The organism is Pseudomonas sp. PA-6-3C, assembly GCF_021605825.1.
Taxonomy (GTDB): domain Bacteria; phylum Pseudomonadota; class Gammaproteobacteria; order Pseudomonadales; family Pseudomonadaceae; genus Aquipseudomonas; species Aquipseudomonas edaphica.
The window spans coordinates 1-26,369 of record NZ_WKDV01000042.1 but is presented as its reverse complement, the minus strand read 5'-3'; the positions used below and the strand labels follow the sequence as shown (position 1 = coordinate 26,369).

Below are 26,369 nucleotides of genomic sequence, written 5' to 3'. Positions count from 1 at the left end.
CACAGTGGACCGAGCTGCCCATTTGGAATGCATTCCCCTGTGGGAGCTGGCTTGCCTGCGATAGCGCCATAAGCTCCACCACTAAACCCCGGCCCGCGCCTGCAAACTCAGGTGCGCCCGCTCCCCCGGCGCCAGACTGGCTGCCGCCATCGCCGACTCCACACACACAAACCCCGACGCCTCGTTAAAGCTCACGCCCAACAACGGCCGGCTGCCTGGATGCCACACCACGGTGTCAGCGCTGTCGCCGGTGTCGATGCACAGCTCACGTTGCCAGGCGTGGTCCTTGAGCTGCAGTTCACCCTCATGCTGGAACACCCGCTGGCATCCACCATCCACCCTTAGCTCGCCTTCCTGCTGGCAAACCTGGCGACTGAGCTGGTCATAACCTTGCGCGCCATCGAGCCCAGACAGCGCTATCTCGTCGACGTGACCAATACGCCAGTAAGCGTGCAACGCATGGCTCAGCTGGCACGGCAATTCGTCCTGGTGCTCGGTGCTCAAGCGCAACTCAAGGGTTTCGCCCAGGTGCGCGTGCAGGTCGACCTGCCAGTCGCACAGCTGCAATTGCCAGTGCAGGCGCACGCCGTCGTCGTCGGTGCTGCTGTCGAGCAGTTTCCAGTCGATCAGCCGCGCCCAGCCATGGGACGGCCAGGCGTTTTCGCTCGGATGGCGCCCATACCAGGGCCAGCACACCGGCACGCCACCACGGATGGCGCCGACTTGTGGCCACTTGGCTGCGCACCACAGCCAGGGTTTCTGGCCTGTGGGCTGAAAGTGCAGCAATTGCGCACCCTGGCGGCTGAACACCGCCTGGCACAGCGGATGGTCGATCACCAATACATCGCGCATCTGAAAGCGCTCCCAGGCGAACACCGGTTGTTCACGCAGGGATTTGAAAAAGCGTTGCAGCGGATGCTCATGCATGTGCCACGGTCCTGGAGTTCATGGTTGCTCAAGCTTGGTTACCCTGTGGGAGCTGGCTTGCCTGCGATGGCATCGCCTCGGCCATCCAGGCAGACCGCGTCGTTTGCATCGCAGGCAAGCCAGCTCCCACATGGGTAGTGCAGCGCGCCCCAAAAAAAGCGGGTAGCCATGGCTACCCGCAAAATGCGCACAGAGAGAAGGAGCTTATCGCAACAGCGTTAGAACGTAGACTGAATTTTCAGGCCGGCTACCAACGCGTTGTCGACTTTATCGACGCCACCTGGGTGGGTAACGTATTGCAGGTTAGGACGCACGGTCAGCCAGTTGGTGACGTGGAAGCCGTAGTTGATTTCAGTGTTGTACTCGGTGTCACGCAGCGGCGCGTAGCCCACCTGATCGTAGTCGGTGAAACCACCGGCTGCGTTCAGCAACTCTGCGTTTTTCCTCACGTCCTGGTTGACATGGATGCGGGAGAAACCGATACCGACGTCATCTTTTGGACGCGCATCGAACGGGCCTTTGTAGACCAGCATCAACGACTGATAGTTGTCGACGAGGTTGGTGTCCTTGTCGTGGAAGGTGGCGTTGGCCGCGATGTTCAGGCCGCGCGACGCGTCGCCGTTATGGGTGGTAAGTTGCTGCTGCACAACGCCCCAATAGCCGCTTTTGCTGCTACGGGTACGGTAAGCCAAGCCTGAGGTGGCGGCATCGTTGCCGTTAACGTCTTCACGTACGTCGCTGGCATCCGCGGCGCTCTTGTAGTAACCCACGCGGTATTCGCCCGGCAGGCCATTGACCTTCGGCGACCAGACCAACTCCACCGGAATCACGGTGCCCTTGGTGCCGCTGCCGCTGAGTTTGAAGCCATTGCCGTGCTCAAGCTGCGACGGGTTCTGGTTGTACGCACCGATCTGCGCATACAGCTCAGGCGTGATGTTGTACTTCACGCGGATAGCGGCCTGGGCGACCGGCCAGTTGTACCAGGTGTTTACATAGTTACCCACCTGCGAGCCGCAGAACGACAGGTTCTGGAAGTCGCATGGGAAGGTGTTGAAGTCTTCGCCTTCACCGAAGTAACCGAGTTTCACGTCCAGCTTGTTATCGAACATCTGGTGCTGAATCCAGAACTGGGTCAGACGCACCATGTGGCCACGACCATAGACTTCCATCGACGAACTCAGCGTGCCGGCACGCGGGTCACCGATACGGTCGTTGGAGATGTTTTGGCCATTACGGTTGGTCAACTGGATCTTGGCCTGGGTGTTGTCCCAGCCCCACAGCTTTTGCAGATCGAGCGCTACGCCCAACCCAAACTGGTCGGAGTAACGGCCGGTCTTGTCGTCGTTATAGCCGCCGTGCAGGTTGGCGCCCATTTCCCCTACGTAGTCAGCCTTGATGTCGATACCTTGCTCGATCAGCTTGGTACGCTCGCCACCCCAATCGCCGGTCATCCACTTGGAATCGGCGCTGAATGCATCGGCCGCCATCGCATTGGCGGACAATACCAGGGCTGCTGCTGCTGACAGTTGGCAGATCAGCCGAGTGTTGTTGTGTTGCTTTTTCATCCCTACATCCTCGTCTTTATTGTTATTTAACTGTTTTTATCTAACGCGGGTTACTTTTTTTAACCAAAACAACAAGTTATCTGCTTCAGCGGCCTTTGAATTGGGCCACGTTGTCGGCATGCCCGTGTGCAGGCAATGAGGCAGCAGTGCCCAAGCGTTCGCCGGTTTTGGCGTCGAACAGCAATACCTTGGCCGGGTCGAATTGCAGGGTCAGGGTCTCACCGACCTGCGGTGCAACGTCCGGCGCGAGGCGGCAGCAGACTTTGGTGTCGTTGAGTTGCACAAACACCAACGTGTCCGGACCGGTTGGCTCAGTGACCTGGACTTCGGCACGAATGCTCGACGACCCATTCGCTTCACCCGTGGCCAGAACAATTTGCTCCGGGCGCAGACCCAGGATCACATCGCGATCTTCAAGCCCAGCATCACTCATACCCAGCGGCAGCTCGCAACGGGCCTGGCCGCTGTCGAGCAGTGCCACCAGGCGACCGTCCTTGCGTTGCAGGCGCAAAGGTATGAAGTTCATTGGAGGTGAACCGATAAAGCTTGCCACAAACAGGTTGGCCGGGTCGTTATAGATTTCTTTCGGCGTGCCAAATTGTTGAATGATGCCGTCCTTCATCACCGCCACTTTATCGCCCAGGGTCATTGCTTCGATCTGGTCGTGGGTGACGTACACGGTGGTGGTTTTCAGGCGCTGGTGCATCAGTTTCATTTCGGTGCGCATCTCGACACGCAGCTTGGCGTCGAGGTTGGACAGCGGTTCGTCGAACAGGTAGATCTTCGGCCGACGTGCCAGGGCGCGGCCCATGGCCACACGCTGTTGCTGGCCACCGGACAACTGACCTGGCTTGCGGTTAAGCAGGTGCTCGATCTGCAGCAGCTTGGCCACGCGCGCCACTTCGGCGTCGATATCCGCCTGGGGCATCTTGCGGATCTTGAGGCCGAACTCGATGTTCTCGCGCACGCTCATGGTCGGGTACAGCGCGTAGGACTGAAACACCATGGCGATGTCACGGTCCTTGGGGCTCATGCCGCTCACGTCCTGGTCGCCGATCATGATCGCGCCGCCGGTGATGGTCTCAAGGCCGGCGATGCAGTTCATCAGCGTGGATTTACCGCACCCCGAAGGGCCGACCAGAATCAGGAACTCACCCTCTTTGATCGACAGTTCGATGTTCTTCAAGGTGTCGGGCAGGCCGGCGCCATAGGTCTTGTTTACATTGCGAAGTTCGAGCGTAGCCATGATTACCCCTTGACCGCGCCGGCCGTGAGGCCGCGCACGAAATACTTGCCTGCGATCACATAGACCAGCAGGGTCGGCAGCCCGGCGATCATCGCCGCCGCCATATCCACGTTATATTCCTTGGCCCCGGTGCTGGTGTTGACCAGGTTGTTCAGCGCCACCGTAATGGGCTGCGAGTCGCCGCTGGAGAACACCACGCCAAACAGGAAGTCGTTCCAGATCTGGGTGAACTGCCAGATCAGGCAGACCATGATGATCGGCGTCGACATCGGCAGAATGATCAGCCGGAAGATGGTGAAGAAACCTGCACCGTCCAGTCGCGCCGCCTTGATCAGAGCATCTGGAATGCTCACGTAGTAATTACGGAAGAACAGCGTAGTAAACGCCAACCCGTAGACCACGTGCACAAACACCAGGCCCGTGGTGGTACTGGCCAGGCCCATCTTGCCGAGGGTGAACGAGGCCGGCAGCAGCACGGTCTGGAACGGCAGGAAGCAGCCGAACAGCAGCAAGCCGAAGAACAGCTGCGAACCTTTGAAGCGCCAGAACGACAGCACATAGCCGTTCAACGCGCCGATGGCGGTGGAGATCAGTACGGCCGGAACGGTGATCTTGATCGAGTTCCAGAAGTAACCGTCAACGGTGGCCCAGGCCTTGACCCAGCCGATGCCGGTCACGACGGTCGGCCAGCTCAGCAGGTTGCCGGTACTGATGTCTTCGGGGGTTTTGAAGCTGGTCAGCAGCATCACCACCAGCGGCACCAGGTACAGCAGCACGGCGAGGATCAGCACCGCGTAGATCGCGATGCGACTCAGGCTGATGGCAGGTTTGGAGGCGAGACTAGTCATTGCGCTTGGTCCTCAGCTCGGAATACAGGTAAGGCACGATGATCGCGAGGATCGCGCCGAGCATCAGGATTGCACTGGCCGAGCCCATGCCCATCTGGCCACGGCTGAAGGTGAACGAGTACATGAACATCGCAGGCAGGTCGGACGAGTAGCCCGGGCCGCCGGCGGTCATGGCCGCTACCAGGTCGAAGCTCTTGATCGCGATGTGCGCGAGGATCATCACCGCACTGAAGAACACCGGGCGCAGGCTTGGCAGCACCACGCTCCAGTAGATGCGCGGCAGGCTGGCGCCATCGATTTGCGCGGCGCGCACGATCGACTGATCAACGCCACGCAGGCCGGCCAGGAACATCGCCATGATGAAGCCCGAGGCTTGCCACACGGCGGCAATCACCAGGCAGTACACCACGCGGTCGGGGTCGATCAGCCAGTCGAGACGGAAGCCTTCCCAGCCCCAGTCACGCAGAAGTTTGTCCAGGCCCATGCCCGGGTTGAGCAGCCATTTCCAGGCCGTACCGGTCACGATCATCGAGAGCGCCATCGGGTACAGGTAAATGGTGCGGATAAAGCCTTCGCGGCGGATTTTCTGGTCGAGGAAAATCGCCAGTGTCACGCCGATCACCAAGGTGATGCCGATAAACATCCCGCCGAACAGCGCCAGGTTCTTGCTCGCCACCCACCAACGGTCGTTGTCGAACAACCGCGCGTATTGTGCAAGACCGGCCCATTTGTAGCTGGGCAGAAACGTGGACGTGGTGAACGACAGCACGAATGTCCACAGGATGTAGCCGTAGAAGCCCACCAGCACGATGAACATGCTCGGCGCCAGCACCAGCTTAGGGAGCCAGCGCTGCAGCGCATCGAACGGCGAGGCCTTGCTGAACACAGCAACAGAACTCATGGGAAAATCCAGTACAGGGAAAAAGGACTACAGGAGCAAGCCTTGTGAGGGGTCAGGGGGTTTCCCCTCACAAGGACCAGCCGTGCTAACCGTTACTTGGCAGACTTGATCGCAGCGCCGAGTTTCTTGGCGGTGTCGGCCGGGTCGGCTTTCGGGTCGTTGATGTAGTTGGTCACGACATCAAAGAACGCACCTTGTACCGCCAGGGTAGTGGCCATGTTGTGGGCCATACTTGGCTGCAGGCCACCGGTCTTGGCGTCCGCCAGGAAGTCTTTGGCAGCGGTCTGGGCGCAGGAGTCGAAACCGAGCTTGTCCATTTCATTGAGCATGTCGGTACGAACCGGGATCGAGCCTTTGTTGATGCTGAAGACTTTCTGGAAGTTTTCACCCAGTACCACTTTGGCGATGTCCTTCTGACCTTCCTGAGTGCCCTTGTCTTTAACCTTGAACACCGCCAGGGAGTCGATGTTGTAGGTAAAGGCTTTGTCGGTACCCGGGAAGGCTACGCACTCGTAGTCTTTGCCGGCGACTTTCTTGGCGGCAGTCCACTCGGACTTGGCCCAGTCACCCATGATCTGCATGCCGGCCTTGCCGTTGATGACTTTGCCGGCTTCCAGGTTCCAGTCCTGGCCTTTGCCGTCGACGTCCATATAGGTCGCGACCTTTTTAAGCTCAGTCAGGGCCTTGACCATTTGCGGGCCGGTCAGCGCGTCGTTATCCAGGTCAACCAGGGCTTTCTTGTAGCCGTCGGCACCCATCACCGACAGTACGACCGCTTCAAATACGGTGCTGTCCTGCCAAGGCTGGCCACCGTGGGCGAGCGGGATGAAGCCTGCGGCCTTGAGTTTGTCGCCGGCTGCGTAGAATTCTTCGAGGGTGGTCGGGTTCTTGGTGATACCGGCTTTCTTGAAGACTTCCGGATTGATCCACAGCCAGTTTACGCGGTGAATGTTGACCGGCACGGCAACGTAGTTACCTTCGTACTTCACGGTATCGGAGACTTTCTTGTCGAGCAGCGAGTCCCACTTTTCTTCTTTGGCGACGTCTTTAAGCACGTCGGTGTCGAGCAAGCCAGTGGACGCCCATTCCTGAATGTCCGGGCCTTTGATCTGGGCAACGCCTGGCGGGTTGCCAGCGACTGCGCGGCTTTTCAGCACAGTCATTGCAGTGGCGCCACCGCCACCGGCTACGGCGCCGTCTTTCCAGACGAAGCCATCTTTCTCAACTTGAGCCTTCAGTACGTCTACTGCTGCTTTTTCACCGCCTGAGGTCCACCAATGCACAACTTCAACCGTCCCTTTCGAGTCGGCGGCAAATGCACTGAGGGGAAACAACGAGGCAATGGAAATAGCAACGGCGAGGCGATTAATCGCGTTCATCTGAATACCTTTTCTTGTTGTTATGCATGCAAGTCTAGAGCTTGCGCTGCACGGAGTTTAAACATGGATTTTTAGCGCGCAGGTAACAAAGGGACGCACAAATGTCACCACTTGGTGACATAGCATCCTTGACCCAATGCGCTGGTCATACTCGGTGACAAGGGTAGTACAGGCAGTACGACCGCTTGCCAGGCATGGTACAGGTCCGGCTTGCCACCCCAGATCTTGCTGCTGGGCTGGTTGTGCGGGCTGAGTTCGTGGTGCCAGCTGCCGTTGATACGGTCGATAAAGTGGCTTTCGCAGAACTCCCAAAAGCGCCGATACCAGGTTTCGTAATGCAGCTCGCCAGTGCGTTTGAGCAAAGCCTGGGCCGCCGCGCTGGCTTCGGCATGGGTCCAGTGCAGGCGCTCGCGCACCACTGGCTGGTGCTTCCAGTCCAGGGTGTAGACGATGCCGGGAGCGCCGTCCACGGCCCAGGCGTATTCGCAGGCGCTGGCGAACAGGCCGCGGGCGTCGCTCACCAGCCAGTCCGGCGTGGCCAGCCCGGCTTGCAGGCGTGCGGCTTCCAGGTGCAGCACCAAACGTGCCCATTCGAAACCGTGGCCGGGGGTGATGCCATACGGGCGGAAGCCATCGGCAGGGTTGTCTTCGTTGTAGCCGAGCAAGGGTTGCCAGTGCGTGTCGAAATGCTCGATCACCATGAACTGGTTGCCGGCAGCGTGAGTGTGGATAACGCGCTCGACAATGCGCAGCGCGCGGTCCAGCCAGCGTGTTTCACCGGTGACATCGGCCAGTGCCAGGAAGGCTTCGGTGGCGTGCATGTTGCTGTTGGCGCCGCGATAGGCTTCGACGCCGCTCCAGTCCTGGGCGAAGGACTCGAGCATCACGCCCTCCTCCTCGCTCCAGAAGAACTGGTCGATGATATGCACGGCGTCGTGGAGCAGGTTCTGCGCACCGGGTGCGCCGGCCACTACGGCAGAGCTGGCAGCCAGGGCAACGAACGCGTGCAGGTAAGCGGCTTTGCCACGGTTGCCATCCAATGCGTTGGGCGCGGCGAACCAGCCGCCGTGTTCGCTATCGCGCAAGGGGCCACTGAGGGCGGCAACGCCATGGGCAACCAGGTCGGCATAACCCGGCACCCCCATGGCATGGGCCATGGCAAAGCTGTGGGTCATGCGCGCCGTGTTCATGGTTTCGGCGTGGGCGTCGGCCGGCAGTTGGCCGTTGCCGTCAAGGTTGCCAAAGCCGTCTGGCAGGCGTGAGGCTTTGGCGAACGCCAGCAGACGTTGGCCTTCGCTGGCGAGCCAGGCGTGATGGGCAGGTGCGTTCAGCCAACTGCTGGCAGGCAGTGGTTGCATGGTCATGGGTAGCCCTTTTTATTTTTTATGGGATGACCGGAGTCTAAACAAGGGCGCGATGGGGGCAAGTAACGAAGGGGATGGGAAATGTCACCACCTGGTGACATTTGATCGTTCCCACGCAGAGCCCGTCGATCGTTCCCACGCTCCGCGTGGGAATGCAGCCCGTGGCGCTCTGCGCCACCCCTGCACAACCCGGCAGCGGGACGCGGAGCGTCCATGGCGGCATTCCCACGCAGAGCGTGGGAACGATCATTGGCCCAGTGGGGTGACCCGCGCTGGCGCGTTGAGCTGTTGGTTAAGGTTCTGCACCTGGCTCTGCAAGGTAGTGATGTTGCGCGTGGTCTGGATGCGGAACACGTCAAACTCTTTATTGGTTGGCGCATCACTATTGGCGGGCTGGTTCTCCTGCGCGCTTTTGAGCACCACCAGGTCCTGTTCCAGGCGGGCGATGGCCGCCGGGTTGCCTTGCTTTTTAAGGGCCGCCACGTCGGCGGACAGATCCTTGACCTCACCCTGCGCCGCCTTAAGTGTGGCCACGGCATCGGTCAGCGCCTGCACCTGGCCTTGCAGCTTGGCATTCGCGCTCGACAGTTCAGTGGTGCTGGCACTCATCTGGGCCAGGCGCTGGTCGAGTTCGGTTGCCTGCCCGGCCACGCCGACTTGCTGCTTGCCTTGCTCCAGCAATTGGGTTTCCAACTGCTTGATCTGCAACTTGAGGGCTTCGCTGCCGTTGTTGACGTTGGCCTCGCTGGCCACCACCTTGCCGGAAATGTCTTGCAGGCGCCCCGCCGCTTCTTCGCTGATGCGTGCAAAGCTTTCCTGGGTGGCGACCAACTGCTGGCCCATCAGGGAAATCTGCTGGAAGCTCCACCAGGCAAGCCCGGCGAAGGCGATCAGCAGCGCGCCGACCAAGGCCCACAGGGGGCCGGTGCTGGCGCTCTTGACCTTGACCACCTTGGTTGTGCGCGAGCGCACGGAGGTGGCGGGAGTCGGCTCGAAATCATCATCGTCCCCGATGTCAGCCCGCAGGCTGGGAACGTTGTCGAAATCGTCTTTGGCATCGTTACGCATGAATCAACCCTGAATCGGTGAGATGGCGACCGGAAAAGCCGAGCGAGCGGAGTATAAACCCCGTTGGCGCCGCATTGATCGACCCGGAAGCCTGAATTCGGTTCCCGATGTGTTGCTGGTTGTGAGCTTATTTCAGCCCCGGCTCCTGAGCTTTCCACCAACTGCAGAACTCATCGAGCGCCGTCCACAGGCTGACCTTGGGCTCGTAGTCGAGATAATGCCTGGCACGGCTGATGTCCAGGGTGAAATCTTTGTTCATGACCTGCATGCCCAGGCGCGACAACGACGGCTCCGGGCGGCCCGGCCACATTGCGCAGAATGCCTCGTTCAACGCCGCCACGCTGTAGGACAAACCGTACGACCGATACCGGGTGACCTGGGGCATGTCCATCTGGCGCATTACATAATTGACCACATCCCACACTGGCACCGGCGCGCCATTACTGATGTTGTAGGCCTTGCCCAACGCCGAGCCGGTGGCGAGCAAGCTGCTGAGCAGTGCCTCATTGAGGTTGTGCACACTGGTGAAGTCGACCTTGTTCAAACCATCACCGACGATAGCCAGGCAGTTCTTGCGCTGCATTTTAAGCAGGCGCGGGAAGATGCTCATGTCGCCGGCCCCGGTGACAAAACGCGGGCGAAGCGCAAGTACTTCGAGGCCGAACTCCTGGGCGCCAAACACCTTCTGCTCCGCCAGGTATTTGGTGGCGGCGTAGGGATGCTTGAAGCGCTTGGGCACTTGCTCCTCGGTCAGCCCCAGGTGGTCGCGGCCATCAAAGTAGATCGACGGCGACGACAAGTGCACCAAGCGCCCGACACGCTCCTTGAGGCAGGCCTCGACGACGTTTTCGGTGACCAGCACATTGCCCTGGTGGAAGTCCTGGTACTTGCCCCACAACCCGACGGCGCCGGCGCAATGCACCACGGCTTCGACATCGCGGCACAGCTCGCGCACCAGGTCGGCATCATTGAGATCACCCTGGATAAACTCGGCGCCGCGCCTTACCAGGTGCTCCACACCTTCGGCACGCCGCCCGTTGACCCGCACGTCCAGGCCCTGCTCCAGGGCGAAACGTGCAAAACGCCCGCCGATGAAGCCGCTTGCGCCGGTGACCAGAATTTTCATTTGTTACCCCATGCTCTTTCGTTTTTCATCGCTGTTGCCTTGACGCACGCCATCAGTCCAACGGCACCAACCATTGGCCACAGGCCTGGGCCAAGTGATCGGTCAGCAGCCCCAACAATTGCCCACCACTGCGCCAATGATGCCAGTACAACGGCACGTCGATGGGCTTATCTGGCAACAACTCGACTAAAGCGCCGCTTTGCAACTGGTCGCGCACCTGTAATTCCGGCACCAGGCCCCAACCCAGTCCGGCTTCGGTCAGGCGAATAAAACCTTCGGAGGACGGGCACAAATGGTGCTCGAAACCGCCGTCCACGCCCAGCGATGCCAGGTAGCGGTGCTGCAGGAAATCGTCCGGGCCGAACACCAGCGCCGGCGTGCGTGCCAACTGATCGGCACGCACGCCCTCGGGAAAATGCCGCGTTATAAATGCAGGGCTGGCCAACGCACGGTAGCGCATGGCACCGAGCAACAGACTGCGCGCCCCGGCCACCGGGCGTTCGCTGGCGCAGATACAGGCCGCCACTTCACCGGCGCGCATGCGCTTGAGGCCCACGGTCTGGTCTTCCACCACCAGGTCCAGCAACAAATGCTGCTCGGCGCAAAAGTCGCTGACGGCCTCGGCCCACCAGGTGGCGAGGCTGTCGGCGTTCAAGGCGATGCGCAGGCGCTCGGGCATGCCCTCCTCGTCCAGCGCTGGCACCTGGCTTTGCAGGTCGCGCTCGAGCAAGCGCACCTGTTGCACATGGTTGAGCAAACGTCGCCCGATGTCGGTGGGTGTAGGTGGCGTGGCCCGCACCAGCACCGGTTGGCCAATACGCGCCTCCAGTAACTTGATGCGCTGGGAAATCGCTGACTGAGAAAGCCCCAGTACCTGCGCGCCACGCTCGAAGCCGGCCTGCTCCACCACCGCCGCCAGGGCGGAAAGCAATTTATAGTCGAACATCAGTTTCTCTAATGAGCGATCAGCAATATTGGTTTTTCTTATACAGCGTGGGCCGGGAGAATGACCAGCATTGCTTCTCTTTATTAAAGGAATCCACACATGGCTGGCGAAACCGCCCTGGCAACCCTGCTGCGCAGCATGAGCCCTCATCTAAACGAAGGCGACTACGTGTTCTGCACTCTGCCCGACTCACGTATCCCGGCAGGTTGCGAGATCATCGGCAGCTTTCGCGAGCAGGAAGGTTTGACCCTGATTGTGGAGCGTGAGCAGGCGGAACACGCCGGGCTGGCCTTCGACTATGTGGCCGCCTGGATCACCCTGAATGTGCATTCGGCCCTTGAAGCCGTGGGCCTGACGGCGGCGTTTGCCAGCGCGCTGGGCAGCGCCGGTATCAGTTGCAACGTGATTGCCGGGTTTTATCACGACCACTTGTTCGTAGGCCGCGCCGATGCCGAGCGGGCCATGGATGTATTGCGCCAACTGGCAGCAAACGCGGAGTAATGGCTATGTGGCAAAGCTACGTAAACGGGCTGCTGGTGGCTCTCGGCCTGATCATGGCGATCGGCACCCAGAACGCGTTTGTATTGGCGCAAAGCCTGCGCCGTGAACATCACTTGCCGGTGGCGGCGCTGTGCATCGTGTGTGATGCAATTCTGGTCGCACTCGGGGTATTTGGCCTGGCTACCGTGCTGGCGCAAAACCCGCTGCTGCTGGCCGTTGCCCGCTGGGGTGGTGCGGCATTCCTGTTGTGGTACGGCACCTTGGCGTTGCGTCGAGCGTGTTCCCGACAAAGCCTGGAACAGGGGGCACACCTCAAAGTGCGTTCATTGCGCGCCGTGTTGCTCAGTGCCTTGGCAGTAACGCTGCTCAATCCCCATGTGTACCTGGACACCGTGCTGCTGATCGGCTCATTGGGCGCGCAACAAACCGAGCCCGGCGCCTATGTGGCCGGCGCTGCCAGCGCCTCGTTCCTGTGGTTCGCCACCCTGGCACTCGGCGCGGCGTGGTTGGCACCTTGGCTGGCGCGCCCGGCGACCTGGCGCCTGCTCGACCTTCTGGTCGCGGTGATGATGTTCAGCGTGGCCTACCAATTGATCAGTGCCGGATGAATATTCCAAAACGCTCTGGAACCTCTATCCCACACAGTTGTTGCGTGGTTTTGCCGCACCCCCGGTGCTATGATCCGGACCCTGCGCCGCAAAGAGTACAAACTCCCCGGCGCTTGTTTGGCCGCCCGTGATCGGCCTTGCGCTCACCGCAACTGACCTGATTAGGAGAATCATCATGGCTTTCGAATTGCCGCCGCTGCCCTACGCACACGATGCCCTGCAGCCGCACATCTCCAAGGAAACCCTGGAGTACCACCACGACAAGCACCACAACACCTATGTCGTGAACCTGAACAACCTGGTGCCTGGCACCGAGTTCGAAGGCAAGACCCTGGAAGAAATCGTCAAGTCTTCTTCGGGCGGCATCTTCAACAACGCCGCTCAGGTCTGGAACCACACTTTCTACTGGAACTGCCTGGCGCCAAACGCCGGTGGCCAACCGACCGGCGCACTGGCTGAAGCCATCAACGCAGCCTTCGGTTCGTTCGACAAGTTCAAGGAAGAGTTCACCAAGACGTCCGTCGGCACCTTCGGTTCCGGTTGGGGCTGGCTGGTGAAAAAAGCTGACGGTTCCCTGGCCCTGGCCAGCACCATCGGCGCCGGCAACCCGCTGACCAGCGGCGACACCCCGCTGCTGACCTGCGACGTGTGGGAACACGCCTACTACATCGACTACCGCAACGTGCGTCCAAAGTATGTGGAAGCGTTCTGGAATCTGGTCAACTGGAAATTCGTGGCTGAGCAGTTCGAAGGCAAAACCTTTACTGCCTAAGCACGGCTTGCCGTACAGCGGCTCACTTAGCTGAACTGCTAAAAAACCGGATCCCTCTTCAGGGGGGGCCGGTTTTTTTATGCCTGCTTCAAAGCCCGACTCTGAAGTATAAAAACATCATTATTCATAGCGAAAAATCATAAAGCACTGTCAGAATTCACAGGTTTTGAACAGAGAAACTTTGCATATCCTCTGATCTCCCTATCCGTCCTGAAGGCTCAGGACTGGCCAAGTAATAAGGAGATTAACCATGGCACACAACCCAATGGGCAAAGATCCGGCCGACTACGAAAGCCAGCCGATTTTTAATGCGACCACCCAGAAATACAACATGATCAACACCCGCACCGGGCTGTTCGAAGCGTGTATAAACATGCCAACAGTGACCGGCAACTCTGGATGCGGCCCGGTGTTCGACCCAAGTCTCTTTTATTCCCCAACGACAAACAATCTGAATGCGATCGGCGATGGTTGGGAGTTTTGTTTTACCCTCTTCAGTGAAGCCTATAAGGTCTTGACACTCCACACAGGAGAAACCCTGAAGTTGGAAAAAGGCAAGAACCTGAAACAACCGGCCGTCATTGTTGAATGGGGTAACGATGACACTTTAACCGTTTACCGCAAGGGCGGCAGAACAGAAGTATTGTTCAAGCTGGGAGACACATCATTTTACGTACCTCAATCACTGACCACCGACGGCTATAATTACTTATACTTCAGCTGGATTGCCACGCCCCATATCATAGACGGAAAAACCTATTATCAAATCAAGTTACAGACAGTCAAGGACAAGCTCCGCACCCTGATCAACATTGACTATACGCTTGCCGAAGAAGGTGCCCAACCGGCGAAAACACCTGCTACCCTAACTTACTGGCCAGACGATTCCGTTGAAACACTGCGTTATGTACTGACGATTGAGGACTATGCCCTTAAATCCGTCAAGCTTGCCGACGGTATCGAAACCAAGCTTGAGTACTTGGACCACAAGACTGCCGGCTGGCTGTTGATTACATACACCAGTCCTGACAATCAGGTTGAAGAGATTGAATACAGTGACAATGGTCTTTACTTTCCGGACAACCCTCAATTATCAGCACTGCCCTGTGCGGTCGACCACCATTTGCGGCCTAACGGTGGCGGGGAAATGGTCCCGACTTTTTTAAAGTACGAGAAGGAGTCAAATCATAAAACCTACACAACGACAAAGTTTAGTCTTGACCGCATAATCGCATACAAATACGACGCTATTACTAACGAGATTCTTTCCGAGACCGTCACCAGAACCTACGAGGGCAAGCCCGCCATTACCACTACGAAATACACGCTCTCGGCCGAGCCCAATGCAATAAAAAATGAACAGTCGGTGACCTATTCTAAAGACGGTAAAAGCCGAACAGCGAATATGCACACTCGCTTTGACAAAGATGCAGCGCTGATTTCGAACACACAATCTGGCAAAACCACTTCCTATCAATACTATGATGAGGGTAAGTTCCTCTCGAACAAACTAATATCCGAAACGCTATCACGCTCCGCCCTTCTGAACTTTCCTATCCACGAAAAAAAATATCTATACACCTCCATTTCCGACATGAGTGAAACACCACTTTTTCACGTGCAGGAAAACTACTACTCCGTATCAATCCCACTCTCAAAAACAACCTTCCAAACCTATGACTATTTTGAGGACAATGACTTTCGCAAAGGAAAACCAAAAAGTATCAATCTGGGAGGCGACCTATATAAGGCCATCACGCGCAACTTTGAATACACGCTAGGTGGCGTAAACGGTACAGAACTGACGACCATCGAGACGCTGGTGGACGAGACCGAAGAGTTGAAACCCGAGCGCAAGTCTTCAACGACCCAGAGCACCCTCAGCGGGCGCCTCATTCGTCAAGTGGACACCGATGGCAATCACGCCGAATACACTTATGATGCATTTGGACGGTTGGCGAGCCTCACACTGTGTGCACAAAGCCCAACCTATAAACAAACCACGACTTATGCCTATCCGGCCCCAGGCCAAGTGAAAAGCACCGAACCCAATGGGCGGGTGCGACTGAGCGAATACGATGGTCAAGATCGCCTGGTCAGGGAGTACGAATACACCACAGCGACTACAAAACGCTTGCTCAAGGAAATCAGCTATAACGATAAAGGGCAGGAGTTGCGCACCACTGAATACGATTATGTGGCAGACGGCACAGCGATCAGCGAATGGAGCCAGAACGTCTACGATGCCTGGGGTGAAATCGGCGGACAGCTCCACAGCGACGGTCGGCAAACGTTCAAACTGTATGACCCCGTCGCGTTGACACTGACGGAGTGGGCCGGCAAAGCCACCGATAAACATCGCAAGGTAACGACCTATAAGCCGGACGAGACGATCGAAAAAATCGAGTTTCTGGACCAGGCGGGCGCCATATTCCAAACCCAAAATGCAACCTACACCCTTAACAATCAAGTCCAACAACTAAGAACTCATAACGAGTTCGGCGTCAACACTGTCGACTACACGTATGACCACTACGGACGCGTTCTGACAGAGGCCCATGTCGAAGACGACAAAGGCCTGCTTCCCTTATTAAACCTTGCCTACACCTACCACTACACTTATCAACCGTTTTCGCCGAGCGACGAACCCGCGACCCTGGAGATCAGCTTCGGGATCGGCCTCCAGAAACATAGATTGGGGACACGAGAATTTGATAATTGGGAGCGTGTTACTTCCTTGGTGCGAGGCACCCTCGAAGAAACCTACACCTATGATGGCACCAGCCCGGCACCCGCTACCAAAAAAACCGCAGATGGCACCATCCTGGAGTACGAGTACATCAAGGAACTGGGCAATAAACCGAGTAAAGTCAGTAAAGCGCAATCCAGCCTGCAAAAGACATTCAGCTATGCCTACGCCGGGCAAAGCGCTTCAAGAGCCGTTGAGGGAGAGAGTGTTCTTGAAAACAGTCATAACCGCGATTTACTCGTGACCAGACAGCAGGTGCAAACTAAAGACGGCCAATCCAAAGCAGTGTCTTACAGCTACTCACCTGCAGGACGTCTGCTGCGTGAGACCGACGTGTTCGGTACCTCGACGGAGTTTCTCTACAGCCCAGGCGGGCAACGTATACGTAGCACAAACCAATTCTTCACCCGACACGAATACGACGACCAAGGGCAACTAAAACAAGAAGTGGTGGAGACCAGAAGTGGTGCAACACAGAGGGTGGAGGTCACTTACACCTATGACGCTCAGCAGCGTGAAATCAGCCGCCGTTTCGTTCCCATGGAAAACACACCGGTGGGCGTGGAAATAGCCACCACCTACTATGCCGACGGTAAATTCAAACAGGTCCAGCTGAAACGGGGCAGTACGGTCCTCGGCTCCCGCAACTTCACCTACACCGCAGGTGGACGGCTGAAATCATGCGAGACAGCAGGGGTGTGGAGGCCGAAAAATCCGAAAGGGGCCTTGATCGACAAGCAACAATTCACCTACGACGGGATGGGCAATGTACTCACCTGCGTCAGCACGTTCGCCGGCGCACACAATACCGCGACCTACACCTACAACAACTCGATGAGCTTTCGCCTCGAGGGAATCAAGAACACCCATGCGGACTACACAAAATCTGCGACCATAACGTATGACACCGCTGGCCGAGTCTCTCAAGACCTGAACGGTAGAAAGTACACCTATGACGGCTTGGGCCGGCTGGTACAAGCAGGGAGCACTCGCTACCGCTACGACCCCGACGATCGCCTAATGACGCGCAACGAGGGGGCCGACGAACGTCAAGTCATCTATAACGACCTCAAAGCCAGTGGCGAGTACGCTACAGAGAACAACGCCAGCTACCGGCATCTGTCTCCGGGCAGTGCTGCCTGCTACGCCCAAAGAACAAAGATGTCAGGTGCACAAAGAATCATCTACCAATGGTGCGACCAAAACGGCACGCCTCTTGTCAGCTTTGACGCAGTGGCCGACACCACGAAATTTCACGCCTATGACCCGTATGGCGGGCAATTCCCTGGAGATTCCGACTCATTACTCGGTAATAACGGCGAACTCTACGACAACACTACCGGACAATCCCCCATGGGCTGCGGTTATCGCTACTTGACCCCTGAAGCCCACCAGTTCCATGCCCCGGACAGCGAAAGCCCCTTCGGCAACGGCGGCCCCCACGCTTACGGTTACTGTACCGATAACGACCCCATTAACTTTCATGATCCCAGTGGTCACTTTTCAGTCAGCGAAAGACTGAGGAAGATTTGGGGAGACAACCTTCCTCAGCCACTCAGTCTCGGCAAACATGGAAGTCTGATTTCCACAATCATTTTTACCGGTATTGGAATACTCACCGCAATCTTGACCGGAGGAACGTCGCTGCTGTTTCACTCGATCGTCATCATATTGGCCGTTGCCTCATCTATCACCGCTATTACATCGGTACTTATTGCCGACATCGCGCCGGAACTGTCTAAAGGATTGGCCTGGGCTTCGCTGTTCTATGGGGTGCTCAGTGGAGGATTGTCACTGGGCTATAAAATTGCACAGCGGGCAGCGGTGTTTATGCGCTATTTGGGGAATACGGCCCGTAGTATCGGCAAAATCGTCGTTCAAAAGACGGCGGCCATTACACCAGCGCCGACCATGGTACGAGGACTCGACCGGCTATCCGATAACTTCAGTGCGCAAGCCTTCCTGCGTCGAGTAGAGCCATTTCCAATCTATGGCAAGCCTTTGGCAGTACTCGAAAAATTTGAAGTGTTAGGGGACACCAACACTGTGCTTTTCGCTATCACTGGCATCATTAGCAATTTGGGCACCTTAGAAGATTGGAAGCGTGCCGATGGTGTTAACACAGTCCTCGGTAACGGCAGCTGGCTGCCAAATGGCAGTTGGACGAAATTGCTCAAAATGGCCCGATAAACTTGTTCAACGGCAGCGGTAGCTACCGCCTTGAACAAACCTGAGCCTTTCGGCCCGACAGCCATTGCCGGGCTTTTTTCTAAAAAACACAATGTCATTGCTTGCGCGGGAACCCACTCGCGCTTTTTCTCCACGTAATCATTGAGAGGAATTGACCTCTTCCAGCTGTCGGAGAAATTACAATGAACATAAGTCCACTGACCGCCCTTCCTGTCGTTGGCGATCTGTTAAAAACTGCACTCCCCGTGGTAGGTGATGCGATCAAAGCAGTCGCACCGCTGATCCAACCGTTCGCGGATGCCATCGCGAAGAAAATCGGCGCAGGAAAAGCACAGGCCACAAGCCAAACCATCGAGTTTTCCAGCGACGCAAACGCGCAAAAGCTGTCGATCAAGTTCACCCAGTAACAACGGCTTACGCCTTCCTCGCCCCTGGCGTGGTTTTGGAGGTGGCAGGCGCAAAAACAGAGAGAGGGCGGGCATAACGCACCGTCCCTCTCTTCGATATGGGCAATTAAACCTTATCGATCAGAACTTGATCTGCTGCTGTTGCTTCGAAGCGTCGCCGGCAAAATTAATTGCAGTACCAGCCACGTTCCTGGCGACATCGGCAGCCATGCCCACGGCCTTGCCTACCATTGGCAATACCACGGGAGCCAAGGCTGCCGCTGCGGCTACTGCCGTACCCACGCCTGCTGCTGCGATCATCAGTAAATCCTCCAAAATTGAATGAAAGGTGTATTCCTCTCATGGCCTGGGTGGTGAGTTCCGAGGGTTTGGTTCCGGTTTTTGTAACTTTTTGCGGTTGCAGCAATGTCCCTTTGACTGCCATCCCGAGATTGCCAATACTCATGGCATATTGAGGCTACCCGCACGGAACAAGGAATGACCCTTTGAAGCTGGAACTCAAAAACAGCTTGTCGGTGAAGTTGCTACGGGTTGTGCTGCTCTCGGCATTGATCGTGGGCGTGACGCTGAGCGTGGCGCAGATCGTGTTTGATGCCTACAAGACGCGTCAGGCCGTGGCCGGTGACGCGCAGCGGATCCTCGACATGTTTCGCGACCCCTCGACCCAGGCTGTCTACAGCCTGGACCGCGAGATGGGCATGCAGGTGATCGAGGGCCTGTTTCAGGACGACGCCGTGCGCATGGCCTCCATCGGCCACCCCAACGAAACCATGCTGGCGGAAAAAAGCCGCGCCTTGCAGCAATCACCCACCCGCTGGTTGACCGACCTGATTCTTGGCCAGGAACGCACCTTTACGACTGCACTGGTTGGCAAAGGCCCCTATAGCGAGTACTACGGCGACCTGAGCATTACCCTCGACACAGCCACCTACGGCAAAGGTTTTATTGTCAGCTCGGTGATCATCTTTATTTCCGGCGTGCTGCGCGCCCTGGCCATGGGCCTGGTGCTGTACCTGGTGTATCACTGGCTGCTGACCAAGCCGTTGTCGCGGATTATCGAGCACTTGACCTCAATCAACCCCGACCGCCCCAGCGAACACAAGATCCCCCAGCTCAAGGGCCATGAACGCAACGAGCTGGGGCTGTGGATCAACACTGCCAACCAGTTGCTCGAGTCCATCGAGCGCAATACGCACTTGCGGCATGAGGCGGAATCGAGCCTGTTGCGCATGGCCCAGTACGACTTCCTGACCGGGCTGCCGAACCGTCAGAAGCTGCAGGAGCAGTTGGACAAGATCCTCACCGATGCCGGCCGCCGACAGCGCCGGGTGGCGGTGCTGTGCGTGGGGCTGGATGACTTCAAAAGCGTCAACGAACAGTTCACCTACCAGGCCGGCGACAAATTACTGCTGGCCCTGGCCGACCGCCTGCGCGCCCACAGCGGCCGCCTCGGCGCCCTCGCCCGCTTGGGCGGCGACCAATTTGCACTGGTGCAGGCCGATATCGACCAGCCTTACGAGGCCGCCGAGCTGGCGCAAAGTATCCTCGACGACCTGGAAGCCGAATTCGCCCTCGACCAGGACCAGATTCGCCTGCGCGCCACCATCGGCATCACCCTGTTCCCGGAGGACGGCGACAGCACCGAGAAGCTGCTGCAAAAAGCCGAACAGACCATGACCCTGGCCAAGAGCCGCTCGCGCAACCGCTATCAGTTCTATATCGCCAGTGTCGACAGCGAAATGCGCCGGCGCCGCGAACTGGAAAAAGACCTGCGCGATGCCCTGGGTCGCGAGCAGTTCCACTTGGTCTACCAACCGCAGATCAGCTACCGCGACCACCGTGTGGTGGGCGTAGAGGCGTTGCTTCGCTGGCAGCACCCGGAACACGGCCTGGTGCCGCCGGACTTGTTTATCCCGCTGGCGGAACAGAACGGCTCCATTATTCCGATTGGTGAATGGGTGCTGGACCAGGCTTGCCGGCAGTTGCGCGAATGGCATGACCTGGGCTTCACCGAACTGCGCATGGCGGTCAACCTGTCCACCGTGCAGTTGCACCACACCGAGTTGCCACGGGTGGTCAACAACCTGATGCAGATCTATCGCCTGCCGCCACGCAGCCTGGAGCTGGAAGTGACCGAGACCGGCCTGATGGAAGACATCAGCACCGCCGCCCAGCACCTGCTGAGCCTGCGCCGCTCCGGTGCCTTGATCGCGATTGATGACTTCGGCACCGGCTATTCATCCTTGAGCTACCTCAAGAGCCTGCCACTGGACAAGATCAAGATCGACAAGAGCTTCGTCCAGGACCTGCTGGATGACGACGACGATGCAACCATCGTGCGCGCCATTATCCAACTGGGCAAAAGCCTGGGCATGCAGGTGATTGCCGAAGGCGTGGAAACTGCCGAGCAGGAGGCCTATATCATTTCCGAAGGGTGCCATGAGGGCCAGGGCTACCACTACAGCAAACCGCTGCAGGCCCGTGAGCTGGCGGCGTTTTTGAAACAGTCCGAGCGCAACAACGCGGCGATTCTCTGAACCGACAAATCGATACCAAATATTTCCCTCGCATAAACCTTTACACAAAATGCAAATCTTTCGCATTATGTCGCAGTTTTTGCGCTTCCCCGCGCGCCCTATCAACAACCGAAGCAGGATGTTCGCCATGATTCGTATGCCCCTGGCCACCGCCAGTCTGCTGGCCATTGCCATTTCTCTCGCCGGTTGCGGCGAAGGTAAAGACAAGGCCGCCGCGCCGACCCCGGCAGTCAGCACCACCGCTCCAGCGGCTGCCACGCCTGCCGGCCAGGTCGACGAAGCAGCCGCCAAGGCCGTTGTCGCGCATTACGCCGACATGGTGTTCGCGGTGTACAGCGACGCCGAATCCACCGCGAAGACCCTGCAAACCGCAATCGACACCTTCCTCGCCAACCCGAGCGACGACACCCTGAAAGCAGCCCGCACCGCCTGGGTCGCCGCCCGTGTGCCGTACTTGCAAAGTGAAGTGTTCCGCTTCGGCAACACCATCATCGACGACTGGGAAGGCCAAGTGAACGCCTGGCCCCTGGACGAAGGCCTGATCGACTACGTAGACAAATCCTACGAGCACGCGCTGGGTAACCCGGGCGCCAACGCCAACATCATCGCCAACACAGAGATCCAGGTGGGCGAAGACAAGGTCGACGTCAAGGAAATCACCCCGGAAAAACTCGCCAGCCTCAATGAACTGGGCGGTTCCGAAGCCAACGTCGCCACCGGCTACCACGCCATCGAGTTCCTGCTCTGGGGCCAGGACCTCAACGGCACCGGCCCAGGCGCAGGCAACCGCCCGGCATCCGACTACATGACCGGCGACGGTGCCACCGGCGGTAACAACGAGCGCCGTCGCACTTACCTGCGCGCTGTGACCCAACTGCTGGTCAGCGACCTGGAAGAAATGGTCGGCAACTGGAAACCCAAGGTCGACGACAACTACCGCGCCACCCTGGAAGCAGAACCTGCCACCGACGGCCTGCGCAAAATGCTGTTCGGCATGGGCAGCCTGTCCCTGGGCGAACTGGCCGGTGAGCGCATGAAGGTTTCCCTGGAAGCCAACTCGCCGGAAGACGAACAGGATTGCTTCAGCGACAACACCCACAACTCGCACTTCTACGACGCCAAGGGCATCCGCAACGTCTACCTGGGCGAGTACACCCGCACCGACGGCACCAAAATGACCGGCGCAAGCCTCTCGTCGCTGGTGGCCAAGGCCGATCCAGCCGCCGACTCGGCGCTCAAGGCCGACCTGGCGTCGACCGAAGCGAAGATCCAGGTCATGGTTGACCAGGCCAACGCCGGTGAGCACTACGACCAACTGATCGCGGCCGGTAACGACAAGGGCAACCAGATCGTGCGTGACGCGATTGCGGCACTGGTCAAGCAGACCGCCGCGATCGAAACCGCCGCGGGCAAGCTGGGCATCAGTGATTTGAACCCGGATAACGCTGATCACGAGTTCTGATTGATCCTGCGCTGAATAAGGCGACCTTCGGGTCGCCTTTTTTGTGCGCGTTCCCCCCTTCCCATACCCACTGTGGGAGCTGGCTTGCCTGCGATAGCGATGGGTCTGCTACAGATGGGTGGCTGACAGGTCGCCATCGCAGGCAAGCCAGCTCCCACAGTCGAACTGCTTCGCCTCGTACACCCCGGTTTACAAGACCCGCACCGCAGGTAGAATGGCGCCACTCTCTCAAACCCGAGCTTTCTTCATGGCGTTGCCGACCCTGCGTATCATCGGTTTCATCATCGGCATCTTCCTGATCACCCTCGCGATCGCCATGGTCATCCCGATGGCCACCCTGGTGATCTTCGAACGCACCAGCGACCTGCCCTCGTTCCTGTGGGCCAGCATGATCACCTTCCTTGCGGGTTTGGCCCTGGTTATCCCCGGCCGCCCCGAACACGTGCACCTGCGCCCCCGGGACATGTACCTGCTGACCGTCACCAGCTGGCTGGTGGTGTGCATCTTCGCCGCGCTGCCGTTTCTGCTGACCCAGCACATCAGCTACACCGATTCGTTCTTTGAAAGCATGTCGGGCATCACCGCCACCGGCTCCACCGTCCTGAGCGGTTTGGACAGCATGTCCCCTGGCATCCTGATGTGGCGTTCAATGTTGCACTGGCTGGGCGGCATCGGCTTTATCGGCATGGCGGTGGCGATCCTGCCGCTGCTGCGCATTGGTGGCATGCGCCTGTTCCAGACCGAATCCTCGGACCGCTCAGAAAAAGTCATGCCGCGCTCGCACATGGTGGCGCGCCTGATCGTGGCAGCGTATGTGGGCATCACCATCCTGGGCAGCCTGGCGTTCTGGTGGGCCGGCATGGGCTTGTTTGATGCGATCAACCACGCGATGTCAGCAATTTCCACCGGCGGGTTTTCCACCTCCGATGAATCCCTGGCCCACTGGAAACAACCGGCGGTGCACTGGGTAGCGGTGGTGGTGATGATCCTCGGCAGCTTGCCGTTCACCCTGTATGTGGCCACATTGCGCGGCAACCGCCGGGCGCTGATCAAGGATCAGCAAGTGCAAGGCTTGCTCGGTTTGCTGATCGTGACGTGGCTGGTACTCGGCACCTGGTACTGGTGGACGACCAACCTGCACTGGCTGGATGCCCTGCGCCATGTTGCCCTGAACGTTACGTCGGTGGTGACCACGACCGGCTTTGCGCTGGGGGACTACAGCCTGTGGGGCAATTTCTCGCTGATGCTGTTCTTCTACCTGGGTTTTATCGGCGGCTGTTCGGGCTCGACGGCGGGCGGGATCAAGATCTTCCGCTTCCAGGTCGCCTACATCCTGCTCAAGGCCAACCTGAACCAACTGATCCACCCACGCGCAGTGATCAAGCAGAAGTACAACGGCCACCGTCTCGACGAAGAGATCGTGCGCTCGATCCTGACCTTTTCGTTTTTCTTCGCTATCACCATCTGCGCCATCGCCCTGGCCCTGTCACTGCTGGGTCTGGACTGGATGACCGCACTGACCGGTGCCGCCAGCACCGTGTCCGGTGTTGGCCCGGGCCTGGGCGAAACCATCGGCCCGGCCGGTAACTTCGCCAGCCTGCCGGATGCGGCCAAGTGGATCTTGTCATTCGGCATGCTGCTGGGAAGGCTGGAGATTATTACCGTGTTTGTTCTGTGCATTCCGGCGTTTTGGCGCCACTGACCGTCGATGCCTGCAGCAGCCGCACCCGATACTCGCCGGGCGTGACGTCGAACCAGCGGCGGAACGCGCGGAAGAAATTACTCGGGTCGGCAAAGCCCAACAGGTAGGCGATTTCCAGCAAGGTCATACTCGGCTGCGCCAGGTACTGTTCGGCAAGCTCGCGACGCGTATCGTCGAGCAACGTCTGGAAACTGGTGCCCTCCTCCTGCAAACGCCGCTGTAACGTGCGCTGAGACAAGTGCAGGGTCTGTGCCACCACTTCGCGCTTGGGCTCACCCTGGGGCAACAAGCGGCACAGCACCTGGCGCGCCTTGTGGGTCACGCGGCTCTCGGAAAACCGCGCCAGGTATTCACCGGCAAACCGATCATGCAGCAGCGCCATCGCCTCATTGGCGGTGGGCAACGGCGCATCCATGTCGGCCTGTTCGAAAATCAGCGCATCGTAGGGCGCATTGAACTCCATAGGCGCATGGAATGCTTGCTTATAGGGCGCCAGATCGGCCGGTTGGTCACCTTGCAACATTACCTTGCGTGGCTGCAGGGTGCGGCCAGTCAGCCAGCCACATAATGCCAGGGCACTGGCCAACGAGGCTTCAGCGCTTTGCCGGGTCGGCGGCAGGTGATCGCCATGTACCGTCAGAATCAGCGCATAGCCTTCAGGTAACAGGCGAAAACTCAAGTCGGCGCTTTCGGCGATGATGCGTTGGTAACGCACCAGGCGCATAAAACCTTCGGCCAGGGTGTTGCTGGACATCAAGGCGTAACCCGCCACATGAAACGACGCCGGGCGCACCACCTTGCCCATGTTCAAGCCGATCGCGGGGTTGCCTGACAGCTCGACAGCGCGCTGCCACAGCCGGGTCATGGAGTCTTGCGCAAAACGTGCATCAGGGTCACTGAGCGCGGCGTAGTCCAGGCCCAGTTGCTTGAACAGGACGCGGCAATCCAGGCCGTCCATTTCCAACGCTTTGACGATGCCCATTGCCCAGCTTGCAGAAGTTGTTCGTTCGCTCATGGCGTCTTCTTGAAAAAAGCAGGCTTAAACGGCAGCCAGGAAGCCAAGGATACTAAAGTGGCATCTATTGTCACTGGCTGTTACCACTGATCACTCTAGACTCAAATAAGCTCCCCGCCGAACATCTGTTGGGCGGCATCACCAGCCCAGGGCCGATCACTGTGGAAAACGTCAAGCAATTCAACAGCTTCGCTGAGTTCTACCCTTATTACCTGAGCGAGCACGCCAACAGCACCTGCCGGCGCCTGCACTTTATTGGCACCACCCTGGTGATTGGGATTCTGGCTTATGCCATTGGCCGTGGCTCGTTGGGGTTACTGCTCGCATTACCGGTCGCCGGCTACACCTTTGCCTGGATCGGGCACTTCTTCTTCGAAAAGAACCGGCCTGCAACGATTCAACATCCCTTCTACAGTTTGCTGGGGGATTTTGTGATGTATCGCGACATGATTTTGGGGAAGGTGCCTTTTTGAGGTGTCTCTTTACGGCAGCCTAGTAGCCGACCTGAGTGGTTGGATCAAAAGCGAAAAGCGGATTTGCATACACCTGAGATCTGCTTTTCTGTGGGAGCTGGCTTGCCTGCGATGCAGGCACCTCGGTGTGTCAGGTACACCGAGGTGCCTGCATCGCAGGCAAGCCAGCTCCCACCTTTGACCGAGTATGGCTTCGCTGTTGCTGTTGCTCCGGCCCTTACCCAGCCTGCGACCCCATGCCACTTGCGCAAAAAAATAAAAATTCGCACATCCGCCGACATAAAATTCTTTTTGTCATTTTCAGTGCTGTATCCTGCCAAGGCTTTTTGAGAGCGCGGAATCACCTGCGATTGATAAAACAGATCTTGCGAGGAGCGACGACGATGCACGAGATACCTAATCTCCCCTTCCCAAGCCTGCACCCAACTGAGCAGCCAACACCGCAGCAGGCCAGTGACAAACAGCCTGAAGCCAAAGAAGCAAAACCAGTCGACAGCAAACGCCAGGACTGACGCCGTACCAGACCGTGTGGAAAGCGCACTTCAAGCGCTTTCCACACTGCCTGAATCATCGAGACCCCCGC

The 26,369-nt window shown here is 58.2% G+C and carries 22 protein-coding genes; 9 read left to right on the top strand and 13 right to left on the bottom strand.

The genetic code is table 11. The annotated features are described in order from the left end of the window. Positions 1-81: 81 nt before the first annotated feature. The 10 genes from GIW48_RS23745 to GIW48_RS23700 form a co-directional block, all read right to left on the bottom strand. Positions 82-927: a D-hexose-6-phosphate mutarotase gene (locus tag GIW48_RS23745; protein ID WP_017139187.1), complete on the bottom strand. Its 846-nt coding sequence runs from the start codon at positions 925-927 to the stop codon at positions 82-84. A gap of 218 nt (positions 928-1,145) precedes the next feature. Then, positions 1,146-2,492: a carbohydrate porin gene (locus tag GIW48_RS23740; RefSeq protein ID WP_017139186.1), complete on the bottom strand. Its 1,347-nt coding sequence runs from the start codon at positions 2,490-2,492 to the stop codon at positions 1,146-1,148. Positions 2,493-2,577: 85 nt separating this feature from the next. Beyond that, positions 2,578-3,738, bottom strand: a complete 1,161-nt coding sequence (locus GIW48_RS23735; RefSeq protein ID WP_017139185.1) for an ABC transporter ATP-binding protein — start codon at positions 3,736-3,738, stop codon at positions 2,578-2,580. Between the two features lie 2 nt (positions 3,739-3,740). Next, complete coding sequence (locus GIW48_RS23730) at positions 3,741-4,586, bottom strand: carbohydrate ABC transporter permease (protein ID WP_017139184.1); 846 nt, start codon at positions 4,584-4,586, stop codon at positions 3,741-3,743. Then, positions 4,579-5,487 carry a carbohydrate ABC transporter permease gene (locus GIW48_RS23725; RefSeq protein WP_017139183.1) on the bottom strand — a complete coding sequence of 303 codons (909 nt, stop codon included), beginning with the start codon at positions 5,485-5,487 and terminating at the stop codon, positions 4,579-4,581. The genes GIW48_RS23730 and GIW48_RS23725 overlap by 8 nt, the downstream gene beginning before the upstream one ends. 92 nt (positions 5,488-5,579) lie before the next feature. Further along, the gene (locus GIW48_RS23720) at positions 5,580-6,866 is read right to left on the bottom strand and encodes an ABC transporter substrate-binding protein (RefSeq protein WP_017139182.1); all 1,287 of its coding nucleotides are present in this window, start codon (positions 6,864-6,866) and stop codon (positions 5,580-5,582) included. Between the two features lie 104 nt (positions 6,867-6,970). Next, on the bottom strand, positions 6,971-8,230 hold the full coding sequence (locus GIW48_RS23715) for a D-mannose isomerase (RefSeq protein ID WP_236447101.1): 1,260 nt from the start codon (positions 8,228-8,230) through the stop codon (positions 6,971-6,973). A gap of 246 nt (positions 8,231-8,476) precedes the next feature. Further along, a complete protein-coding gene (locus tag GIW48_RS23710) occupies positions 8,477-9,298 on the bottom strand; it encodes an ATPase (protein ID WP_236460912.1) in 822 nt (273 codons plus the stop codon). 127 nt (positions 9,299-9,425) lie between these two features. Then, positions 9,426-10,424 carry an NAD-dependent epimerase/dehydratase family protein gene (locus GIW48_RS23705; RefSeq protein WP_236460911.1) on the bottom strand — a complete coding sequence of 333 codons (999 nt, stop codon included), beginning with the start codon at positions 10,422-10,424 and terminating at the stop codon, positions 9,426-9,428. Between the two features lie 52 nt (positions 10,425-10,476). Then, positions 10,477-11,370 (bottom strand): LysR family transcriptional regulator ArgP, encoded by an 894-nt coding sequence (locus GIW48_RS23700; protein WP_017139179.1) that lies wholly within the window; start codon positions 11,368-11,370, stop codon positions 10,477-10,479. A gap of 99 nt (positions 11,371-11,469) precedes the next feature. Here GIW48_RS23700 and GIW48_RS23695 point away from each other — a divergent pair, with 99 nt between their 5' ends. The 5 genes from GIW48_RS23695 to GIW48_RS23675 all read left to right on the top strand — a co-directional run bounded on the left by GIW48_RS23695 (position 11,470) and on the right by GIW48_RS23675 (position 18,597). After that, on the top strand, positions 11,470-11,871 hold the full coding sequence (locus tag GIW48_RS23695; protein ID WP_017139178.1) for an ACT domain-containing protein: 402 nt from the start codon (positions 11,470-11,472) through the stop codon (positions 11,869-11,871). A 5-nt stretch (positions 11,872-11,876) separates the two neighbouring features. Further along, entirely contained in the window at positions 11,877-12,479 is a 603-nt protein-coding gene (locus GIW48_RS23690) for a LysE/ArgO family amino acid transporter (protein ID WP_026013850.1), read from the top strand. Positions 12,480-12,654: 175 nt separating this feature from the next. Further along, complete coding sequence (locus GIW48_RS23685) at positions 12,655-13,251, top strand: superoxide dismutase (protein ID WP_003212997.1); 597 nt, start codon at positions 12,655-12,657, stop codon at positions 13,249-13,251. Positions 13,252-13,501: 250 nt separating this feature from the next. Next, the gene (locus tag GIW48_RS23680) at positions 13,502-18,190 is read left to right on the top strand and encodes an RHS repeat domain-containing protein (RefSeq protein ID WP_236460910.1); all 4,689 of its coding nucleotides are present in this window, start codon (positions 13,502-13,504) and stop codon (positions 18,188-18,190) included. Positions 18,191-18,372: 182 nt separating this feature from the next. Continuing rightward, complete coding sequence (locus GIW48_RS23675; protein ID WP_236460909.1) at positions 18,373-18,597, top strand: hypothetical protein; 225 nt, start codon at positions 18,373-18,375, stop codon at positions 18,595-18,597. Between the two features lie 120 nt (positions 18,598-18,717). Here GIW48_RS23675 and GIW48_RS23670 read toward each other — a convergent pair whose 3' ends face one another. Then, a complete protein-coding gene (locus GIW48_RS23670; RefSeq protein ID WP_236460908.1) occupies positions 18,718-18,897 on the bottom strand; it encodes a hypothetical protein in 180 nt (59 codons plus the stop codon). A 185-nt stretch (positions 18,898-19,082) separates the two neighbouring features. Here GIW48_RS23670 and GIW48_RS23665 point away from each other — a divergent pair, with 185 nt between their 5' ends. From GIW48_RS23665 to GIW48_RS23655, 3 genes are all read left to right on the top strand, one after another. After that, a complete protein-coding gene (locus GIW48_RS23665) occupies positions 19,083-21,134 on the top strand; it encodes a putative bifunctional diguanylate cyclase/phosphodiesterase (RefSeq protein WP_236460907.1) in 2,052 nt (683 codons plus the stop codon). Between the two features lie 127 nt (positions 21,135-21,261). Next, the gene (locus tag GIW48_RS23660) at positions 21,262-22,596 is read left to right on the top strand and encodes an imelysin family protein (protein WP_236460906.1); all 1,335 of its coding nucleotides are present in this window, start codon (positions 21,262-21,264) and stop codon (positions 22,594-22,596) included. Between the two features lie 247 nt (positions 22,597-22,843). Further along, complete coding sequence (locus GIW48_RS23655; protein WP_017139173.1) at positions 22,844-24,298, top strand: TrkH family potassium uptake protein; 1,455 nt, start codon at positions 22,844-22,846, stop codon at positions 24,296-24,298. Here GIW48_RS23655 and GIW48_RS23650 read toward each other — a convergent pair. Next, positions 24,255-25,313: an AraC family transcriptional regulator gene (locus tag GIW48_RS23650; RefSeq protein WP_017139172.1), complete on the bottom strand. Its 1,059-nt coding sequence runs from the start codon at positions 25,311-25,313 to the stop codon at positions 24,255-24,257. The genes GIW48_RS23655 and GIW48_RS23650 overlap by 44 nt on opposite strands. 161 nt (positions 25,314-25,474) lie before the next feature. Between GIW48_RS23650 and GIW48_RS23645 the strand changes: the two genes are divergently transcribed. Beyond that, positions 25,475-25,786, top strand: a complete 312-nt coding sequence (locus tag GIW48_RS23645; protein WP_236460923.1) for an Mpo1-like protein — start codon at positions 25,475-25,477, stop codon at positions 25,784-25,786. Positions 25,787-25,830: 44 nt separating this feature from the next. Here GIW48_RS23645 and GIW48_RS23640 read toward each other — a convergent pair whose 3' ends face one another. Then, positions 25,831-26,175: a hypothetical protein gene (locus tag GIW48_RS23640; protein WP_217858167.1), complete on the bottom strand. Its 345-nt coding sequence runs from the start codon at positions 26,173-26,175 to the stop codon at positions 25,831-25,833. Positions 26,176-26,369: the final 194 nt, after the last annotated feature.

Excerpts from the sequence above, each read along its gene's own strand:
- GIW48_RS23745 (WP_017139187.1), bottom strand. The coding sequence starts at position 927 with ATGCATGAGCATCCGCTGCAACGCTTTTTCAAATCCCTGCGTGAACAA.
- GIW48_RS23740 (WP_017139186.1), bottom strand. The coding sequence starts at position 2,492 with ATGAAAAAGCAACACAACAACACTCGGCTGATCTGCCAACTGTCAGCA.
- GIW48_RS23735 (WP_017139185.1), bottom strand. The coding sequence starts at position 3,738 with ATGGCTACGCTCGAACTTCGCAATGTAAACAAGACCTATGGCGCCGGC.
- GIW48_RS23730 (WP_017139184.1), bottom strand. The coding sequence starts at position 4,586 with ATGACTAGTCTCGCCTCCAAACCTGCCATCAGCCTGAGTCGCATCGCG.
- GIW48_RS23725 (WP_017139183.1), bottom strand. The coding sequence starts at position 5,487 with ATGAGTTCTGTTGCTGTGTTCAGCAAGGCCTCGCCGTTCGATGCGCTG.
- GIW48_RS23720 (WP_017139182.1), bottom strand. The coding sequence starts at position 6,866 with ATGAACGCGATTAATCGCCTCGCCGTTGCTATTTCCATTGCCTCGTTG.
- GIW48_RS23715 (WP_236447101.1), bottom strand. The coding sequence starts at position 8,230 with ATGACCATGCAACCACTGCCTGCCAGCAGTTGGCTGAACGCACCTGCC.
- GIW48_RS23710 (WP_236460912.1), bottom strand. The coding sequence starts at position 9,298 with ATGCGTAACGATGCCAAAGACGATTTCGACAACGTTCCCAGCCTGCGG.
- GIW48_RS23705 (WP_236460911.1), bottom strand. The coding sequence starts at position 10,424 with ATGAAAATTCTGGTCACCGGCGCAAGCGGCTTCATCGGCGGGCGTTTT.
- GIW48_RS23700 (WP_017139179.1), bottom strand. The coding sequence starts at position 11,370 with ATGTTCGACTATAAATTGCTTTCCGCCCTGGCGGCGGTGGTGGAGCAG.
- GIW48_RS23695 (WP_017139178.1), top strand. The coding sequence starts at position 11,470 with ATGGCTGGCGAAACCGCCCTGGCAACCCTGCTGCGCAGCATGAGCCCT.
- GIW48_RS23690 (WP_026013850.1), top strand. The coding sequence starts at position 11,877 with ATGTGGCAAAGCTACGTAAACGGGCTGCTGGTGGCTCTCGGCCTGATC.
- GIW48_RS23685 (WP_003212997.1), top strand. The coding sequence starts at position 12,655 with ATGGCTTTCGAATTGCCGCCGCTGCCCTACGCACACGATGCCCTGCAG.
- GIW48_RS23680 (WP_236460910.1), top strand. The coding sequence starts at position 13,502 with ATGGCACACAACCCAATGGGCAAAGATCCGGCCGACTACGAAAGCCAG.
- GIW48_RS23675 (WP_236460909.1), top strand. The coding sequence starts at position 18,373 with ATGAACATAAGTCCACTGACCGCCCTTCCTGTCGTTGGCGATCTGTTA.
- GIW48_RS23670 (WP_236460908.1), bottom strand. The coding sequence starts at position 18,897 with ATGATCGCAGCAGCAGGCGTGGGTACGGCAGTAGCCGCAGCGGCAGCC.
- GIW48_RS23660 (WP_236460906.1), top strand. The coding sequence starts at position 21,262 with ATGATTCGTATGCCCCTGGCCACCGCCAGTCTGCTGGCCATTGCCATT.
- GIW48_RS23655 (WP_017139173.1), top strand. The coding sequence starts at position 22,844 with ATGGCGTTGCCGACCCTGCGTATCATCGGTTTCATCATCGGCATCTTC.
- GIW48_RS23650 (WP_017139172.1), bottom strand. The coding sequence starts at position 25,313 with ATGAGCGAACGAACAACTTCTGCAAGCTGGGCAATGGGCATCGTCAAA.